13 protein-coding genes and 1 riboswitch are annotated in these 16,359 nt (G+C 52.5%); of the genes, 4 read left to right on the top strand and 9 right to left on the bottom strand.

Annotated elements, in window-relative coordinates:
* Window positions 1-38: 38 nt before the first annotated feature.
* The 6 genes from MHH82_RS03800 to MHH82_RS03775 form a co-directional block, all read right to left on the bottom strand.
* Window positions 39-362 carry a cytochrome C oxidase subunit IV family protein gene (locus MHH82_RS03800; RefSeq protein ID WP_012818913.1) on the bottom strand — a complete coding sequence of 108 codons (324 nt, stop codon included), beginning with the start codon at window positions 360-362 and terminating at the stop codon, window positions 39-41.
* A gap of 3 nt (window positions 363-365) precedes the next feature.
* Window positions 366-986, bottom strand: coding sequence for a cytochrome (ubi)quinol oxidase subunit III (locus MHH82_RS03795; protein ID WP_009590523.1), 621 nt, complete (start codon window positions 984-986; stop codon window positions 366-368).
* A complete protein-coding gene (ctaD, locus tag MHH82_RS03790; protein ID WP_374705894.1) occupies window positions 983-2,830 on the bottom strand; it encodes a cytochrome c oxidase subunit I in 1,848 nt (615 codons plus the stop codon). The genes MHH82_RS03795 and ctaD overlap by 4 nt, the downstream gene beginning before the upstream one ends.
* A gap of 83 nt (window positions 2,831-2,913) precedes the next feature.
* Window positions 2,914-3,963 (bottom strand): cytochrome c oxidase subunit II, encoded by a 1,050-nt coding sequence (gene coxB / locus MHH82_RS03785; protein ID WP_009590534.1) that lies wholly within the window; start codon window positions 3,961-3,963, stop codon window positions 2,914-2,916.
* Between the two features lie 436 nt (window positions 3,964-4,399).
* Window positions 4,400-5,149 carry a type I methionyl aminopeptidase gene (map, locus tag MHH82_RS03780; RefSeq protein WP_340963432.1) on the bottom strand — a complete coding sequence of 250 codons (750 nt, stop codon included), beginning with the start codon at window positions 5,147-5,149 and terminating at the stop codon, window positions 4,400-4,402.
* 257 nt (window positions 5,150-5,406) lie between these two features.
* Entirely contained in the window at window positions 5,407-5,595 is a 189-nt protein-coding gene (locus MHH82_RS03775; RefSeq protein WP_006208082.1) for a hypothetical protein, read from the bottom strand.
* Between the two features lie 377 nt (window positions 5,596-5,972).
* On the opposite strand from MHH82_RS03775, the gene MHH82_RS03770 reads away from it, so the two are divergent.
* From MHH82_RS03770 to MHH82_RS03755, 4 genes are all read left to right on the top strand, one after another.
* Complete coding sequence (locus tag MHH82_RS03770; protein ID WP_340963425.1) at window positions 5,973-7,010, top strand: serine hydrolase domain-containing protein; 1,038 nt, start codon at window positions 5,973-5,975, stop codon at window positions 7,008-7,010.
* A 166-nt stretch (window positions 7,011-7,176) separates the two neighbouring features.
* Window positions 7,177-7,455, top strand: coding sequence for a hypothetical protein (locus MHH82_RS03765; RefSeq protein ID WP_009590511.1), 279 nt, complete (start codon window positions 7,177-7,179; stop codon window positions 7,453-7,455).
* 62 nt (window positions 7,456-7,517) lie between these two features.
* Window positions 7,518-9,482, top strand: a complete 1,965-nt coding sequence (locus MHH82_RS03760; RefSeq protein ID WP_340963421.1) for an electron transport protein — start codon at window positions 7,518-7,520, stop codon at window positions 9,480-9,482.
* Between the two features lie 99 nt (window positions 9,483-9,581).
* Window positions 9,582-9,920, top strand: a complete 339-nt coding sequence (locus MHH82_RS03755; protein ID WP_009593435.1) for a DUF4870 domain-containing protein — start codon at window positions 9,582-9,584, stop codon at window positions 9,918-9,920.
* A 125-nt stretch (window positions 9,921-10,045) separates the two neighbouring features.
* On the opposite strand, the gene MHH82_RS03750 is transcribed toward MHH82_RS03755, so the two are convergent.
* The 3 genes from MHH82_RS03750 to MHH82_RS03740 all read right to left on the bottom strand — a co-directional run bounded on the left by MHH82_RS03750 (window position 10,046) and on the right by MHH82_RS03740 (window position 16,269).
* Entirely contained in the window at window positions 10,046-11,407 is a 1,362-nt protein-coding gene (locus MHH82_RS03750) for a nucleobase:cation symporter-2 family protein (RefSeq protein ID WP_012818907.1), read from the bottom strand.
* Between the two features lie 39 nt (window positions 11,408-11,446).
* Window positions 11,447-12,016, bottom strand: a complete 570-nt coding sequence (locus MHH82_RS03745) for a xanthine phosphoribosyltransferase (protein WP_009593434.1) — start codon at window positions 12,014-12,016, stop codon at window positions 11,447-11,449.
* Between the two features lie 146 nt (window positions 12,017-12,162).
* Window positions 12,163-12,263, bottom strand: a riboswitch (purine riboswitch).
* A 163-nt stretch (window positions 12,264-12,426) separates the two neighbouring features.
* Window positions 12,427-16,269 carry a stalk domain-containing protein gene (locus MHH82_RS03740; RefSeq protein WP_340963413.1) on the bottom strand — a complete coding sequence of 1,281 codons (3,843 nt, stop codon included), beginning with the start codon at window positions 16,267-16,269 and terminating at the stop codon, window positions 12,427-12,429.
* Window positions 16,270-16,359 lie beyond the last annotated feature (90 nt).

The following is a 16,359-nucleotide window of genomic DNA, read 5'->3' as shown; positions in this document are numbered from 1 at the left end:
AAAAAGAGGGGGCTGAAGTAGCCCACCTCTTTTTCATTTTACCACCAAACCCAGAACAGTGCCATGACAATACAGGTACTAGCTACGAAGAAGCCGCCAATCATGAACAGGATTGGCATCAGATGCCCTTTGTCCTTCAAGTGCATCCAGTAACCCATTTGCACGAACACCTGCAACACAGCCATAACCAGCAAAAGGATGATCGTAAATGCTGTGTTGATGCCTCCGGCCGCGACAGCCGCAAAAGCAATCGCAGTCAAGACGATGGAGAAAATAAAGACGACAATGTGTTTCTCAGGACCTTCCACACGATGGCGGTGTTTCACTGTAGGCCCCTCATTGGATTGTTGATTCGCAGTCATTCCTTAGCCCACCTTTCCAAGAAGGTATACGACCGAGAAGATGAACACCCATACAACGTCGATAAAGTGCCAGTACATAGCAGACACATAAACCTTAGGTGCTGTAACCACGGTTAACCCTTTTCTGTACAGCTGAGCAATCAACAGGCTGATCCACACGACCCCGAAAGCAACGTGGGCGCCGTGGAAGCCAACCAGCGTATAGAATGCAGACGAGAATGCACTCGTCTTCATGTTAAACGATTCATGCACAACATATTCATAGAATTCATAAATCTCAAGGCCAAGGAATCCAAGACCCAGGACAACGGTCACGATCAGCCACAGCTTCAGCTTCTCGATATTATGACGGTGCAGCGCCTGAATGGCGAACACGCTGGTCAAGGAACTGACAAGCAATATCAGGGTTGCTGCTGCCGTGATCGGCAGTGAGAACAGCTCAGCAGCAGTTGGACCTTCGTTGTTCTGGCCGCGAAGCGCCAGGAACGTTGCAAACAACGTACCGAAGAGCACGGCCTCTCCACCGAGGAAGAGCCAGAAACCAAGAACCTTATTACGGCCTTCGAGTGTTGCCTTCTCGGGCTCGTGAGGAAGTTCGCCGTTTACATGTTCAGCGTGACTCATGCTTTACCCTCCCCTTCCAGTTCTTCAACTTCGATGTGATATCCATGATCATCGTACAGGGAACGAGCGATCATTGCCGCGAACGTAATCAGAAGACCAACAATCAGAACGATATATTTATTGAAGATTAAGCTCATGAACGAATTCGAGAAGTCTTCCGTGCTAAACATGAAACCAAGACCCGCGATAAACAGACCCAGTGACATCACAAACGGAAGGATGCTTGGCGAAGGCATATGGATCGGGCCAACCGGCTCGGATGGTGTCATCTCTTTATTGCCTGCCATCTTCTCTTTCCAGTAAGCGTCAATGCCGCGAACGAGCGGAATTTGCTTAAAGTTGTACTCTGGCGGTGGAGAAGGAATGCTCCACTCGAGCGTGCGTCCATCTTCCCATGGATCCGCTGCAACGCCAACCGGTTTTCTTGTAGTGACGGCAATGTTAGCCAAGAAGAGCAATACGCCGATCCCCATCAAGATTGCACCGATGGTACTGATGAAGTTAAGTTCATCGAAATTCTGGTTCGGCAAGTACGAGACAATCCGCCGCTGCATACCTAGCAATCCAAGGAAATGCTGTACGAAGAATGTCATGTGGAAGCCGATTGCGAACAACCAGAACGTCCATTTGCCTAACGTTTCGTTCAGCATACGGCCGAACATTTTTGGCCACCAGTAGTGAAGGCCGGCAAACAGACCGAATACCAGACCGCCAACGATAACGTAGTGGAAGTGAGCTACGACGAAGTACGTGTCATGGAACTGGAAGTCTGCAGGAGCAGAAGCCAGCATGACGCCGGTAACCCCACCCATTACGAACGTCGGTACGAAACCGATCGCAAACAGGTTTGCGCTGGTGAAGCGGATTTGGCCGCCCCACATCGTGAAGAGCCAGTTAAAGATTTTGATACCGGTAGGAACGGCGATCAGCATCGTTGCGATGGAGAAGAGCGCATTCGCTACAGGTCCAAGACCTGTCGTAAACATATGGTGAGCCCAAACCATGAAGCCCAAGAAGGCGATCAGGATGGTCGCAAATACCATGGAACTGTATCCGAACAAACGTTTACGGGAGAATGTAGGGATAACTTCTGAGATAATACCGAACGCCGGCAAAATCAGAATGTAAACTTCAGGGTGACCGAAAATCCAGAAAATATGCTGCCACAATACTGGGCTTCCGCCTGCCGCAACATCAAAGAAATTGGCACCGAGCAAACGGTCAAAGCTGAGCAATACGAGACCTACCGTAATGGCAGGGAATGCGAACAGAATCATGGCCGAAGTGATGAACGCCGTCCATGTAAACATCGGCATTCTCATGAAGGACATGCCAGGCGCACGCATCGTAATGATGGTAGCCAGGAAGTTGATACCACCGATCAACGTACCGAGACCTGCAATCTGAAGTCCTATCGTGTAAAAGTCTACGCCGTGCGTGGACGAATAGTCGTTGGTGGAGAGCGGCGTATAGGACGTCCAGCCCGCATCAGGCGCGCCGCCCATAATCCAGCTCAGGTTAAGCAAAAGTCCACCGAACAAGAACGTCCAAAATCCGAGCGAGTTCAGAAACGGAAACGCGACGTCGCGTGCGCCGATCTGAAGCGGGATGACCGCATTCATCAAGGCGAAGATAACTGGCATAACGCCAAGGAAGATCATCGTCGTTCCGTGCATTGTAATCAATTCGTTAAATACTTGAGCCGATACCAGATCGTTCATCGGCTTGATCAGCTGCAAGCGGATCAGAATCGCTTCGATACCGCCTATCCCGAAGAAGAAACCACCCGCGATCAGGTATAATATACCGATTTTCTTGTGGTCGACGGTTGTCAGCCAATCCATGATCCCCGTGTAGCGTTTGACGCTATGGCTAGAAGCATGAGCGTGAGCCAAGGTTTGTACCCCCTTTTAAAGTTCTTGCTGTATTAATAATCCAACTTATAATTGGCCAAGTAATCGGCAATCTGCTCGATTTCTTCGTCACTGAAGCCGAGATCCTTCGGATTAGGCATCGTGTTGCCAGGTTTTACAGCCTGAGGCTCCATCAGCCATTCCACCAGGTTGTCTTTCGTCGGCTTAGTGCCTGGTTTGCCGCTTATGTCGTTCAGCAAGATACTCGCAATCGTCTCACGGGATCCAATGCCGGTCAGGTTAGGACCCATCGCTCCGCCTTGGTCGCCCACAGCGTGGCAGGAAAGACAGTTGGTCTTGAATTTCTCGGCGAGTGCCGCATCCGCAGGAAGCACGGCCGGCTCTTTGAATGCCGCCACCCATTTGTCAAATGCCGCATCGTCAACCGCTTTCACCCGGAATTCCATGAAACCGTGAGAAGGACCGCACAACTCCGCGCATTTACCAATGTATGTATCCGCTTTGTCAGCAACCAGAGTCATGTAGTTAACGCTGCCTTCCGTGTTTGTATCCATCTTGCCGCCGAGCGATGGTACCCAGAAGGAGTGAAGCACATCATTCGTTTTTAATTGGAATGCAATTTTCTTGCCTACGGGAACAACCAGCTCTTGAGCCGTTCTTACGCCGTAGTCTGGATAATTGAACTCCCACCAGAACTGGTGAGAAGTAACTTCCACCTTAACTGCATCTGGATTGTTCCAGTCGTTCTCTCCGTAAGCAAATACCTTTTGAATAGTAGGAACTGCAAGCACGAGCACCAAGAGCAGCGGAATCGCCGTCCAAATGATCTCAAGCTTATGGTTACCTTCCACTTGCTCAGGAATTTCATCTTGTCCCTTTTTTCTACGGAATTTAACAAGCACGTATGCGGCAATTCCAAATACCACAACCATTACGACGATCATAATCGAAATGGAGAGCTTAATTAAATCCAGTTGACCTTGTGCTACCGGACCTTGTGGTCTTAAGACCGACAAATCCTCTCGGCCGCAGCCGGATAACACCAAAGCAAACATGGCCATCAAAGGAAGAAGACGCTTTACAGCCTGCCACCGTTTCATCATTGATCTACCCCACTTTTCCGATTTTCGTAGACTACCATCCGGCGCAAACAGCGGTAATCTACCTGCACAATCACGGATGAAGTAATCCTGTCAATTAAAGCAATCACTTATTAAATATAAGTTCATGGGTTGCTTTTGTCAATCATTCACAGGGAGTTCACAAATTGTTCGAAAAGTCGTCAAAGTCGCGCCGTTACTGATTTTGCAATCGCTTTCAAAGCGCGTCTTCCACTCCGTGACCCCTCATTCGACATTCTTCACATCCCGTCAACGACAGCCTTCATAGCTATATATACAGTCATTTCCGCCTTTTTGAATCTGTATGCAGCCGTTCCCCTATCAACCCGGACAAACATGATGAAGGAGGTGTTCCTCGAAAGCCGCAACCGGCCCTGCAAAGAATGCCTCCTATTATTATGGTATATTTTTCGGCATCTTAATCCGTCAGAATAACAGCATCTCCACGCGTAATGGCAATCGTATGCTCGTACTGGACGCCCACCGATCCATCCGCACTGGAGATGGTCCAGCCGTCATCTCCCCAGAATACCGCGCCCGATGGGCCAAGGGTAAATACCGGTTCGATGGTAATGACCATGCCTGCTTTGAGTTTGAGGCCCCTTCCGGGATTTCCATAGTTCGGCACATCGGGCGGCTCGTGGATGGCGCGGCCGATGCCATGACCGACCAGCGGTTTGACGATCCCATAGCCTTCTCTTTCGGCAACCCGCTCGATCGCATGGCCGACGTCACCCAAGGTTGCGCCGTGCCGCGCGGCCTCGATCCCTTTAAACAGAGCTTCGTGCGTATGCTTCATCAGCTGCCTTACTTCCGGGGAAACCTGATCCACCGCGTAAGTCCAGCCGGAGTCGGCCAGCCAGCCGTTCTTGTTCACCACCATATCAATGGTGACGACATCCCCGGATTGCAGCGGACGCTGGTCGGGAAAGCCATGACACACCACCTCGTTGACCGATGCGCAAGTGGCGTAAGGAAAACCTTTGTATCCTTTTTGCTCCGGGAAGGCCCCGTTCTTCTCCAAAAACTTCTCAACCCTGGCATCGATCTCGCTGGTCGTGATCCCCGGTTTGATGACTTTGGTTATTTCACGGTGACAGGCGGCCAATATGCGCCCCGCCTCGCGGATATGTCCGATCTCTTCCTTCCGTCTAAGCTGTATCCTCACATCTGTCCACTCCCTTATATCCTTATCGGATCGATTGCTAACAATATATGTAGGGACCGATGCAAAATGCCCCGAGAAGCAGACTTTCCGCGTAACACGAAGACAAAATGGCTAAACGCAAAAAAACCGCTTTCGGGACATTTGTCCCAAAAACGGTTTAACCATAGGCGCTAAAATGGTTCATGTCATTAGTCGTTAACAAGGTGAAGATGCGATGCGTGTCTGTGATATTTCTATAGACCAGGTGCTGTTACAGGTTACGAAACGGAGGAATTCAGCTTGCCAAGTTCATGCTCAACAACAAGAGTAAGCTCTTCTTCGTAGCCCCCCATAATATGGTACTTCCGGACATACTCCTTTACAAATTTTTTCGGATCTTTAGGCCGGAAAATTCGTGTCATTTCCCGCAGACTTTCCTTAACCTCATTGTGACCTTTCGTTGCCATGATGGATCCCTCCCAAAACGTGTGGAATAAATTACTCCGTTTAAAGAGAATGCCGAAAAGATCTACCTCATTAAGTTGAAGCCATATTGCAGTTCTTACGGTGACCATTAGGTTGATATTCAGCAACTTACCAATGCACCTGACACTATACATACCCTAACAGCATGCAACTGAATCATTAATATATTATATCATATTCCTCTGTTTGTTTCATCTTTCCCAAAAATTGTTTTTCTGTACTATGTTTTTTCGCCGCGTCATCGGTTGCGCACAGAATTGGTTAAGATACTTTTAAACGATCCTGCCGGCTGCAAGCGGCGAATGCCGTCACCGGAATCAAAGATTGAGAAGATGAGATACAAGGAGGCCGTTATATCATGGTGAAGTCACAGACTATCCTGCATTCCCCCGTTGCTTCAAGCCCGCCCATTCCCGTCGCGGAGCCTGAAGACGCAGGCATTCGGCGCGACGCGCTCGATCAGGTCGATCTGATCATTCAGAAGCAATATCCGAAAATGCGGAGCTTTCTCCTCCTTCATGCCGGCAAACTCATCTATGAACGCTATTACGGCGGCCATGGCGTCTCCTCGCTGAATGATTTAAGATCGGCCACCAAGAGCTTTACGTCTGCTCTTTGCGGCATCGCCCTCGCACGCGGCGAACTGCCTGACCTGAAAGCCTCCGTGACCGATATCTTTCAGCGATACGTTCCCCAACAAGCTCATCCGTTATTGCGCAACGTGTCCCTTCATCATCTGCTGACGATGACCTCGGGCTTTGCGTGGCAAACCGGTAAAAAGCTCGGGGAACCGCTCATCCACCGTTTCCACCGCAACCGGAAATGGACGAGCTTCGCCCTATCCCTCCCTGTCGTCGAACAGGAAATGGGCCGATTCCAATACCGGAGCACCGATTCCCACCTGCTCTCCGTTGCGATTAGCGAGGCCACGGGAATGGACGCCTACACCTATGCCCGGAAATATCTGTTCGAGCCGCTCGGCATTCGCCATGCCGCCTGGTCCCCGAGCCCCGAGGGCCACAGCATGGGTCATATCGGCCTGTATCTTACCTCCCGCGACATGGCCAAATTCGGTTTATGCTGCCTGGACGGGGGACTGTGGCAAGGCAAGCCCGTCATTCCTGAAACCTGGCTTAAGCAGGCGCTCACTCCGCAGGTGAAAGGCTATCCGGCTTTCGGCGATTACGGGTTCCAATGGTGGACCGGCATTCAGAACGGATCGGTTTATGCGCTCGCCCACGGCCATGGAGGACAGCAAATCTACCTTTTTCCCCAGTTGGATGCGGTCGTCGTATTTACGGCCGACAGCAAGGTCAGCCGCTGGAAGAACCCGCGGGTACTGCTGGAACGCCATATCCTCGAGACCCTGAAATCCGCAGCGGCTTCCGCCGAATAGCTGGCAAATCGCAAACCTCGTTCTTTCTTCGCAAGAAGCGTTTGTGCCTTTTCCAAGCCCATTCACTGGCTAACATGCAAATTTCGGCGGATAGTCCCCCCTCTTTCTGGTTACTTTATGCCATATGAATCATTTCTTAAAATCAAAGCTGAGAGGAGCATGCGACATGTCCGGTAAAGACAAGAATCTTCACCCGATTTCGCGAGAAGGGGTTGACGTGGACGGAACGTACACGAATGAATGGGGACGGGAGGAGTACCTGAAGCGAGGAGAGGAATTCCCGTTCGATCCGCAGATGGGCTCCACGGAGTGGCGGCTGGCGGAGTATGACTTCGACAACCACCATCAAGGCAGAACAGACGAGCGTCTGGTTCCGAAAGAAAAAGGTCCGGATAAACAGGTGAATGCCGAATCTCCGCTCCGCCATGACGTGGAAGTAGATTAAAGCCCTTGCATACGGCAGCGAAGAGATGATTCATCAGACCTGCTAATAAAGGGTGATTTGATATGCGAAAATCGAAGCGGCTTCTGCTGTGGCTGATCCCGATCGCCATCGCGGCAGCCTTATGGCTCATAGCTAATGTCGTGGAACCGGAGTATGCCTATGTACCGCCTGCGCATAAATTGGAAAATTCCAATTCCACGCAAATCCAAGCCCGGCAAACCGATGTCATTCGCCAGTATGACCTGTGGGGCAAGACGCTTACGGTCCCGGGAACCGCTTTGCAGGATCAGCACCCCCGTTTGACAGCGGCCAATGGCGCAGTTGAGGTAAACAAAGAGCTGCTTGCCCTGGGGCGCCGCACGATGTATGAGGAATCCTTTGGCAATGAGGTGTTCTTGACCGATATTTTGGGAATCGTCGACGGTCCGATGAAGCTCAAAAACGTTGCTAAAGCCCTTGCCGAGCTGAAAGGACGGGGAACCACCAATTTGCGCGTCGAGCTTGATCAGGATGTGACCATCGGCGGCAAAACCTTCCGCAAGGGGGATAAAATCGATACCGGCTTTGACGTAGCCAAAGGAGCCTATTCCCCCATTGGCGTAACGTTCAAATATGCCGAAGGCAAAACCCGCATCGGCGTTAGCTGCATGGCCTGCCATGCCACCGTGAACCGTGATACGGGAAGGGTCGTGGAGGGCGCGCCCAATTCCGATCTGAACCTCGGTTTAATGCTGGCGTTGGCCCCGAATAGCGCAGCGTATTTCACCCACACGGACGTTGCGAACCTCGTGGATTATGTCAAGAACGGGCAGCGTACCGTCATAAATTCCAAAGGGCAAGCCGAAGCCCTCCCGGATCCCGCCCTGCTGGAAAAAGCCGTTGACGACAATCTGATCAAATGGGCGCCCGGCAATTTCGATACCACCGTCGATAAGGTCAGCGACGTGACCCAAATTCCCGATATGTTTACAAAGGGCGACCATCCGTACAGCTGGAGCGGCTTCGCCATCGCGGGTCCCTTCAAAGGACTCAGCACCTTCAGCAACAATGTTCACGCCCAAAATACGGATACCTTGAGCCAAACCGAGGTCAGCGAGCCGCTAATGGGGATCGACAAAGAGATTTATGTGGGCACCATCCTGCAAAATGCGGCCCATCGCAAGTTTCGCTATGATCCAAGCAGCGGGCTGAAGCCGACCGAATTCTTCGACCGCCTGGACCCGAATCCCGGAACCCCCGGCGTTAATAAGGTCATCAAGATTCCGAACTTCCCCAAGGTTTCGGCCATAGCGCCGAACGGGCTGTATATCAGTTCGCCGGGTTTTAAGGCCGGGGAGCAGGTTAATGCCATGTCCGCTTATCAGAATACCGTCCGTCCGCCTGAAACCGATAAGGCTGAAACCTCCGATGCCAAGACCCTCAGCCTCGGGGCGGAAGTTTTCAAAAAAGCGCAGTGCATCACTTGCCACGCAGGCGACTATTTTACCAACAACCGCATTCTGCGTGCGGCAGAAATCGGCACCGAGCCTGCAAGGGCGAAGGCCTTCCATTTTACGCAGAACGCTTTTGGCGAGGCGGAGTTCTACCCGCCCGACACGCCTGTCCCGATTCCTCCGGACGCCAAGGCGACTAAAGTCCCGCTGGATGGAATAGATCCGGAGCAGATTCAGCTGGGCTTCGGCCATAAATCGGGCGGCGGTTATAAGGTCAAAGGATTGATCGGCCTCCGCTGGTCGGCACCGTATTTGCACGACGGGGGCGTCGCGGTCGGGCCAGAGCTGTCGCAAGCCGGAGTGCCGGCAACGCTTATGAAGGGCATTCACCCGGATCCCTACAACAGCCTGAAAGCCCTGATCGACCGCAAGTTGAGGCTGCGGGTCGTTGAGGCGAACCGCAAGGATTCGAGACTCAGGGATACCCACGTCACCGGTCAGGGACATGAGTATTGGGTCGACGAAAGCAGCGGGTTCACGCAGGAGCAGCAGGATGCGCTCGTCAAATATCTGCTCCAATTGAAAATGAAATAAGTCCGGGATATAACCATCATACTTTGTCCCATCGGCTCATAAGGTAAGGTATATAGCTTGCCCTACCCCAGAACCGGTCTAAGACAAGGAGTTGATGAGATGTCCCCTTTCAAATCGTCCACAGGACTTCCCGAGAATCTGGCCGCGACGCTGTGCTATCTTCTTCCCATGGTCGGAGGAATTCTGTTTCTTTCATTAGAAAAGAGAAGCCGATATGTCATATTCCATGCGCTGCAGTCCTTGCTGGCCTTCGGCCTCCTGGCCGTCGCCCACCTGCTGTCGAGCGCGGTGCCCATCATCGGCCTTCTGGCCTCCGCCCTCCTGGCGCTGGTCGGCGTGCTGATGTGGCTGGTGCTTATGTTTAACGCCATTCAAGGAAAATGGTTCAAGCTGCCATGGATCGGCAATTTTGCGGAGAAACAAATGCAGCGCATCTAAGCTAGGTCATGCAAAAACGGCTTCCTCCCCATATTAGGAGGAAGCCGTTTTTTGGGCTTTAGCCGAGAACCGAACAGGATCAAAAAAAGCAGCCGGAACGGATCCGGCTGCTATCGAAAATCATTTTAAGCTGCGTGCCCTTCTGCCGTTTCACCCCGCTCAGTGCGGGTCGGCTTCGTATATTTCAAGCCGTTAAAGATCAGATTCAGCACAATCGCGGTCAAGCTGCCGGCCACGATGCCGTTATCGGCAAGAATGCGCAGGTTGTCGGGCAGGCTGGCGAACAGGCCCGGCACGGTTGTGACGCCAAGACCCATGCCGACGGAACACGCGATAATGAACAGATTCTCATGACGGTTAAGGTCTACTTGATCCCCTAACATCCGAATGCCGGAAGACACCACCATGCCGAACAGGGCAACCATCGCCCCGCCCAGAACCGACGTCGGCACAAGCTGCGTCATGGCGGCAATCTTCGGCACGAATCCGATCAATACAAGCAAACCGCCTGCCACTACGATGACGTCGCGCGTCTTCACGCGGCTCATCTGAATCAAGCCAACGTTTTGGGAGTACGTGGTATAAGGGAACGAGTTGAAAATACCGCCTACCACAATCGCAAGACCCTCCGCGCGGTAACCTCGGGACAAGTCCTTGGAGGTGATATCGCGATCCACGATTTTGCCAAGCGCCATAAATACGCCCGTCGATTCGGCAACGCTGACGATCGCTACCAGAATCATCGTCATGATCGGAACGATTTTAAACTCCGGCGTGCCAAAAAAGAAAGGCTGCGGCGCGCGGAACCAGCCGGCTTCGCGCAATGGGGTGAGATCAACCCCGCCGTATAACGCGGCAACCAGGGTGCCGAGAATGAGACCCAAAAGAACGGAAATCGAACGCAAGAAGCCTTTGGCAAAACGATTCATGATGATTATGAAAGCAAGAACGCCGAAACCAAGGGAAATGTTCAGTGCGCTGCCAAAATCCTCACTGCCTTGACCGCCCCCAAGGTCGTTCAAAGCTACGGGGATCAGCGTCAGACCGATAATGGTGACTACGCTGCCTGTAACGACAGGTGGGAATACCTTAATCAGCTTACCGAATAAACCGGAGAACAGAATGACAAACAAACCGGAAGCGATAATCGCTCCATAAATAGCCGACATGCCATGCTGCTGTCCGATAATGATCATCGGGCCTACCGCCTGGAATGCGCAGCCGAGCATGACTGGAAGACCGATACCGAAATACTTGTTGCCGAACACCTGCAGCAAAGTAGCGACTCCGCATGCCAGCAGGTCGATGGCGATGAGATACGTCAGCTGCTCCGTCGTTAAACCGAGTGCGCCACCGACGATAAGCGGTACGATGATTGCCCCTGCGTACATTGCCAATACATGCTGCAAACCCAGCGAAAAGGTTTTGCCCGGACTCCGATTTTTATCGAAAATCGGTTCTTGCACCGCTTGTTTCTGTTGTTCCATGGCTTCTTGATTCCCCCCAATAAATTATTAGCTTTCGTTCTATGCGAATGTCACTACGCCGTCTTCAAGCGATGCAATCCGTACGAGCGATTCTACCCGGTAGCCCGCTTCGGCCAGCAGGCGTCCTCCCGGTTGAAAAGCCTTTTCAATGACGATCCCGATGCCTACCACTTCGGCACCCGCCTGCTCGACGATTCGGGCAAGCCCGAATGCCGCCTCGCCGTTGGCAAGGAAGTCATCCACGATCAGTACTTTATCGCCCGGCTTGATGAATTTCTTAGCGACCGTAATTTCGTTGGTCTCCTGCTTCGTGAAGGAGTACACCTTCTCCACGAATATATCCTCACGGAGCGTCAGCGATTTCTGCTTCCGTGCAAAGATGAGAGGCACTTCCATCTCAAGCGCGGTCATGATGCCCGGTGCGATGCCGGAGGATTCGATGGTCAATACGCGAGTCACGTTCGCTTCCTTGAACAATCGCGTAAATTCCTTTCCCACCTCTTTCATCAATACCGGATCCATCTGGTGATTCAGGAACGAATCCACCTTCAGTACCTGTCCGCTTAATACAATGCCTTCCTCTTTCACTTTGTTCTGCAGTAATTGCATGATGCTCCCCCTTAAATTTGTTGTCCGCATTCCAAGCAAAAAAGCCCACTTCCTCCCTTCACCGAATCGCCGGGAAAGAAACAAGTGGGCATAAGCAGCAAAAACGCACCGTTAGCCGTCCGATCAAACGGAATTGACCTGGCTTGTCCGCTGCTGCTATAACCCGTAGTCCAATCATTTCCGGTGATCGGGTAGAGACATGCAGGCCGATTCCTGCACCTATACGAGAAAATGTATGATATCCGAATTCCTTAGAATGCTTACGTATAAATGATATATTTCCGAATGAATGAAGTATAACGCATTCCCTATGAAAAAATAAAGTGAAAATTTACGGAAATAATAAACTACTGGTCAATTAAAGAGAAAAAAGGCTGCCCCATACGATTAATGGGACAGCCTTCCCTGCATCAACTTGTAGGTATCACTTCGATTATCCATTCCAGGGGCTCACCGATGGGCACCGACATATCGCTGTTTATATCAACCAGCTGGATACGGAGCGTATAAGTCCCGACATGAGCTTGCTGCCAGCGGAACAGGATATCGCTCCCATTCCCTCCCAGATCCATGTCCCCAGCCGTTAACCCTGCATTCACTCGGTATACCCCTTCACGATCCGGAGTTGCGATCTCATACCCCTCCGTCGGAATCGTTCCCGGCTCATGCGGCTTCATCCGGAATCCGAGTACGCCCAGACTTACCGGCTGACCATGGTCATCGAGTATCGTCAATTCGTAGCCAACCCGGGTATCCTCGCTCAGTCCGTACGCTTTGGAAGAAAACCCCCAATACATATCAAGGGCTGCCGGAAACGGCCCTTCGCCAATGAATTCGAATTGCGAGAAGGGACTGACCTGGATGGAACGGACGCCTTCTCCAAGCACAGTCAATTGGCCTTCTTTGATCTCGAGCAGCTCGATCTTCTCCGTATAGCCGCCCGGCTCCAGCAGCTCGGCATAGAACTCCAGCGGAGTATCCGGCGAAGCAACCTCGCTTAACTTAAAGCCGGTACCATCAACAGACTGCAGCGCAAAGCTTCCCTCTGCGTTGGATTCCACCGTCTGCTCGCCATGACGGACAGGCAGACCCACGACCGGAATTCCATCCCTTGTCAGCGTCACCCTGACTTGAACTTCCAAGTCATCGGCTAAGCCTTTCGTCTCGAAATGAATGGATCCAAAATAATTGTCTGGGCGGGCCGACAGTTCACTGCTCATATCATCGCTATATATAACCTTCACGAAAGGATCGGTCCCCGGCGGCTCCGTCGTAGGAGGTTCCGTTACCGGAGGCTCAGTCACTGGGGGCTCGGTCACAGGCGGACCGGTTACAGGCGGCGACACGCTGCCTCCTGATCCCGAGCCGCCTCCAGGACTAACCGGCATCGGCTGCCGAGCGCCTTTCTCCTGCTCCGCCTCTTTCTTGCCCTGGAGAAAACGTGCCTGCTCCTCTGCGCTTAAGGATTGAAGAAGCCGCTCTTCAGCCTTCTTCTTCATTTCCTCCTGTGCTTTTCGGTTCGCTTCATCCTGCTGCTTCTTCTGCTGCTCGATCTTAGCCAGCATGTCGCCGAGTTTCTCCTGCAGCTGATCCAGCTGATTCTGCTGTTGATCTTGCTTCTTCTGTATCTCTTCCTGCTTGCGCTTCAATGCTTCCAAGCGCGCCTGCTCCAGAGCAGGGTCGAGGCCGGCTTGTTTATCCAAATCTTTCACTTGGCCAGGATCAAATATCTTCCCCGAATCCGGGTTCGCTTCTTTAATCAGTTTATCTATTTCTTCTTGGCTGGCTTTTTTCTTATCAAGCGCCTCTTTCGCGATATTTCCGATGAGGTTATTCAAATTATCCGCGACTTTTGCCAAATCGTCCGGCGATTTCATAATCAAGTCTTGAGTGCCGGTTCCGCTTTGTCCGGACTGTAGTTCTTGCCGCTTCTTCTCGAGAAACTCCTCGTTCTCCCGGTCGATGTCGTTCTTATTCTTAATTATCTGAGCAATGATTCCCGGCGAAGCGTTCCCCATCAAATCCTCAATATCGATGAATTGTACAGGGGGGCGTCCCTCCTGTGAACCGCCTAGCGATATTTGTTGCGTGGGACTAATCATGACCGGGCCGGATGGCAGCAAGGAACCTTCTGTGCCCGTCGGCACCAGCGAAGAGCTTACTTTCCCGCTAGCGGTCACTACGTTTGTCATCCCTGTTAAGGGGTTGACGGTGATTATAAAATGCGTGCCTTGTACGCTATTGTCCGCATAACCGGTCCGCACGTCGAAACGATCCGTCGACCGGGCCAGGTCGGTAACATCATAATAAGCCTGCCCAGCCTCCAGATTCAGCCGAGTTACGTTGGAGATGCCAATCTTGCGAAGCTGCTCGACCACCAGCGTCGTGTCGTTGCCTAACGTAATGACATCTTCCGTATCCAGGATCCGAAGCTTGGCGCCTCCCGTGCCGGAGCCGGTAACCATTTCATCTTCTTCACCCAGCATCATCCCCTTGTAGGCGTCCACCTGCGCATACCCGCCGTAACGGAGCTTGGCCGAACCGGTGATTTCCACGACCTGCATGCGTCTCGGCGTAAAGTTCGAAGTGCTGAAGCTAACATTCCCCGGCTTCGTTTCCCGTTCAGCCAAATCCCGGATGATAACCAGCTTTGTGCTGGCGTTCCATTGGACATCCTTGCCCATCAGTTCGGCCACCGCTCGCAGCGGAGCCATCATCTGGCCGTTGGCGATATACGGCTCAACTTCCGTCGCCGCTCGGGAAACTTCTTTGCCCGCCTGATCCCGGGTCATATAGGGATCTCCGGCTTGCAGCGTGATGACATCCTCGCCAAGGGTTAAAGTCATTTCCTTATTCTTGGCATCATAACTCAAACGGGTTCCGAGCAGCGTGCCTAACGTTCTGACAGGCACCACGATCTGGCCCTGTTTCATAACGGCCAAGTCGCCCAGTTGGGCCACCTGATCTCCGTAAGCTGCGGCGATCCCTTGGCCTGGTTGCCAAGCATCAGGCGTCTTATAGCTGGACCATGCCCGGACGGCCCCATTGCGTTGGTCCGCGATGAACAGCTCCCCACTATCCGAAGCGACCCCAATATCCGCCGGCGCGTTGAATCGGACCTCGCTTTCAATTCCGTCCGCGTAACCTCTGGTTCCGCCGACCATGGTGGTCACGCGTTCGTCTTTCAGTTGACGCACGGCATGATTATGGGAATCTGCAATGAGAAGTCCATCCTCCACGCTCCATGCCAATCCCCGAGGCGAGTTGAAGCGGGCTGCATCCGCAGCTCCGTCCAGATAGCCAGGATCTGCGTATAACGCGTCCTTGGCGTAGCCATCGGATGACGGAACGCTGCCGGCGGCCGTCGAAACGGTCCCTTTCCCGAAATCGATATAGCGGATCGCGTGATTGCCCGAATCGCTGACATACAAATTGCCTTTACCGTCAAGCGCAAGACCTGCCGGCTCGTTAAATTGCGCTTCAGCAAGCGAACCGTTCTTGTAGTCCCCTGCCAATGCGATGACTCCGGCGCGAACCTGGACAGCACGCGTCGACGGGCTGCCAATCGTCGTTACTTCCCCATCCGGAGAGATCCGCCTAATGACGTGGTTCAGCGTATCCGCCACATACAGAATGCCGTCCTCGGTAACCGCAACGTCCTGCGGCTCGTGGAACAAGGCATCTTGAGCCTTCCCGTCCTTCAGCCCAATCCGTCCGTTGCCCGCTATGGTGGTTACTCTGCCCGCTTGATCGATTTTACGAATGGCATGGTTGCCTGAATCGGCTATGTACACTTGACCTTTTCCGTCAACGGCAATCCCGGACGGCCGATTCAAAAACGCAAGCTCGCCCTGGCCATCCAGGAGCCCGCCGATCGGAAGTCCCCCGCCGTCCCGCTTGTAGGACAAGGAGGCGCCTGCGAGAATGCTGCTCTTCCCGTCCTTTATTTTGCGAATCACATGGTTCTCCGTATCGGATACGATAACGGAGCCGTCACGCAGCCAAGCCACACTGCCCGGTTGTCGCAATCCTTCCGAAGCCAGTGACGAGGATAGCCCGGCTGCATGCCCCGGCCCCCCTGCAATCGTAGTCGATTGACCTAAAGGTAATCCATTGCCGGCGACGAGCCTCTCTTTGCTTGGAAGAGGCGCAGTTGATGCTGCCATGGCGTCGCTTGCTCCTCCAAATACACTCCCCGCAAGGACAGCGGCTAATGCCATCATGCCCATCTTTCTAAACCTAATCAAACCCAAACCCTTAACCCCCCTATACCTAAGTGATATTTCTAGCAAAAATCATACAATAATCCGGTCCTATCTGGATACATAATTTTCCTAATATAT

It is taken from the genome of Bacillus sp. FSL K6-6540, assembly GCF_038007545.1.
This window is presented reverse-complemented; position numbering and strand designations above follow the sequence as displayed.

Coding starts and splice junctions, on each gene's coding strand:
- ctaD (WP_374705894.1), bottom strand. CDS start 2,830: ATGGATTGGCTGACAACCGTCGACCACAAGAAAATCGGTATATTATAC.
- MHH82_RS03760 (WP_340963421.1), top strand. CDS start 7,518: ATGCGAAAATCGAAGCGGCTTCTGCTGTGGCTGATCCCGATCGCCATC.
- MHH82_RS03795 (WP_009590523.1), bottom strand. CDS start 986: ATGAGTCACGCTGAACATGTAAACGGCGAACTTCCTCACGAGCCCGAG.
- MHH82_RS03750 (WP_012818907.1), bottom strand. CDS start 11,407: ATGGAACAACAGAAACAAGCGGTGCAAGAACCGATTTTCGATAAAAAT.
- MHH82_RS03745 (WP_009593434.1), bottom strand. CDS start 12,016: ATGCAATTACTGCAGAACAAAGTGAAAGAGGAAGGCATTGTATTAAGC.
- coxB (WP_009590534.1), bottom strand. CDS start 3,963: ATGATGAAACGGTGGCAGGCTGTAAAGCGTCTTCTTCCTTTGATGGCC.
- MHH82_RS03775 (WP_006208082.1), bottom strand. CDS start 5,595: ATGGCAACGAAAGGTCACAATGAGGTTAAGGAAAGTCTGCGGGAAATG.
- MHH82_RS03765 (WP_009590511.1), top strand. CDS start 7,177: ATGTCCGGTAAAGACAAGAATCTTCACCCGATTTCGCGAGAAGGGGTT.
- MHH82_RS03770 (WP_340963425.1), top strand. CDS start 5,973: ATGGTGAAGTCACAGACTATCCTGCATTCCCCCGTTGCTTCAAGCCCG.
- MHH82_RS03755 (WP_009593435.1), top strand. CDS start 9,582: ATGTCCCCTTTCAAATCGTCCACAGGACTTCCCGAGAATCTGGCCGCG.
- MHH82_RS03800 (WP_012818913.1), bottom strand. CDS start 362: ATGACTGCGAATCAACAATCCAATGAGGGGCCTACAGTGAAACACCGC.